4 protein-coding genes are annotated in these 1,501 nt (G+C 37.6%); all 4 read left to right on the top strand.

Annotation, left to right across the window (positions count from 1 at the left end):
• Window positions 1-116 precede the first annotated feature (116 nt).
• From BR82_RS0114530 to BR82_RS0114515, 4 genes are read left to right on the top strand one after another with little or no spacing between them, the layout of a single operon-like run.
• A complete protein-coding gene (locus BR82_RS0114530; RefSeq protein WP_027090745.1) occupies window positions 117-488 on the top strand; it encodes a DUF6788 family protein in 372 nt (123 codons plus the stop codon).
• The gene (locus tag BR82_RS0114525; protein ID WP_027090744.1) at window positions 485-976 is read left to right on the top strand and encodes a DUF3990 domain-containing protein; all 492 of its coding nucleotides are present in this window, start codon (window positions 485-487) and stop codon (window positions 974-976) included. Before BR82_RS0114530 ends, BR82_RS0114525 begins: the two co-directional genes overlap by 4 nt.
• The gene (locus BR82_RS0114520) at window positions 976-1,215 is read left to right on the top strand and encodes a hypothetical protein (RefSeq protein ID WP_027090743.1); all 240 of its coding nucleotides are present in this window, start codon (window positions 976-978) and stop codon (window positions 1,213-1,215) included. The genes BR82_RS0114525 and BR82_RS0114520 overlap by 1 nt, the downstream gene beginning before the upstream one ends.
• A gap of 2 nt (window positions 1,216-1,217) precedes the next feature.
• The gene (locus BR82_RS0114515; protein ID WP_027090742.1) at window positions 1,218-1,430 is read left to right on the top strand and encodes a DUF3791 domain-containing protein; all 213 of its coding nucleotides are present in this window, start codon (window positions 1,218-1,220) and stop codon (window positions 1,428-1,430) included.
• The last annotated feature ends 71 nt before the right edge of the window (window positions 1,431-1,501 follow it).

The raw sequence follows: 1,501 nt of genomic DNA, 5'->3' as shown, positions 1-1,501 counted from the left end.
TTTTGCTATTTTTTACTAATTAGCTCATATCTTTTACTTCTGTTATCCAATTTAATTTGCCAAAAATTTGTTAAAATAAAATGCTAATCAACACATATCGAAAGTGACTTTTCTTTATGCTTAAACAACAGATTGTTGATATTTTTGGGTTTGTTGTGTATAATAAAAATAGGAAGGTGATGGGATTGAACTTGATTTTGTATACGGTCACGCAGGAAAAGCAAAGAATCGAATATATGCTTGCTAAGTATCAAAGTGAGCTTTCCGCTTTACCGAAAGGCACAATCTCGGAAAAGATGGTTGGCGAGAAAACATATTATTATCTGAAATACAGGGATGGCAAAAAGGTCGTTTCACAGTATATCAGCAAAAAAGAAATTGAAAATGTGCGCGCCCTTGTAGAGAAACGGCGGCACATTGAGGCAATGGTAAAATCCTTGCAGAAGGAAAAAGCGATTGCAGATAAAGTACTGGAGGGTGCAGGATGATTCTATATCATGGCAGTAATGTAATTGTTTCCGAGCCGAAATTGATCCTACAGAATCGGTTTCTTGATTTTGGCTTTGGATTTTACACAACGACCAATAAAATACAGGCGATAGGCTTTGCCGACAAAGTGACAAAGCGTCGCAAAGATGGTGAAAAAGCCGTCAGCATTTACGAGATTGACGAAAACCTTGCATTTGAAGAATGTTCGGTTTTGCGTTTTGATAGTGCTAATGAGGCTTGGCTGGATTTTGTATCGGAGAACCGTTCTGGCAATTACACAGGAGAATCCTACGACTTTATTTTCGGCCCCGTCGCAAATGATGATGTTTATACGACATTCACGCTCTATTCAGCAGGTATACTTACAAAAGAACAGACTTTGGAAGCGCTGAAAATTAAAAAACTGTATAATCAGTTGGTACTATCGTCTGAAAAGGCGCTTTCCTATCTTAAATTTATTGGGACAATCCCGCAGGAGGAATTGTAATGGGAGCAGAAAAATTTAGCGCTGTTATGGGCGTGTTGGTTGAACAAGTCGTTTACTTGATTACAGAAAACTATGCGTATGATGAACTGACAGCTTCAAATGAATTTTACAATTCAAAGGTATATGCTCTTTTGGAGCAGGAAGAAACGAAGCTATGGCATTTCAGCCCTCTTACCTTGTTCAATCTGTTTGATGAAGAAAAAAAGACAGGCAGTTTTGAATTGCCAGAGGAGATTTAATTATGAGCAGTCAAGGAAAATTTATGATCTATTGTGCCGAGCAATATAAGCTGGCAAAGCATTTAACGGGCAAGCAGCTTGCGGAGCTTTTCAGCCGTTACCGAGTGTGGGAGTATATCTATTCCTGTTACGAAGCCCTACATACGACAGGCACAAACTATATCATTGAGGATATTGACTTATATATCGAAGCCCGTAAGCTCGCTACGGCTTAATGTTGATTAGCACATTATATAAACAAAAAAAGACAGGAACAAATCAAATTAAATTAATAAATATAAAAAAA

Origin of the sequence: Thomasclavelia saccharogumia DSM 17460, from assembly GCF_000686665.1 — a bacterium.
Lineage (GTDB): Bacteria > Bacillota_I > Bacilli_A > Erysipelotrichales > Coprobacillaceae > Thomasclavelia > Thomasclavelia saccharogumia.
This window is presented reverse-complemented; position numbering and strand designations above follow the sequence as displayed.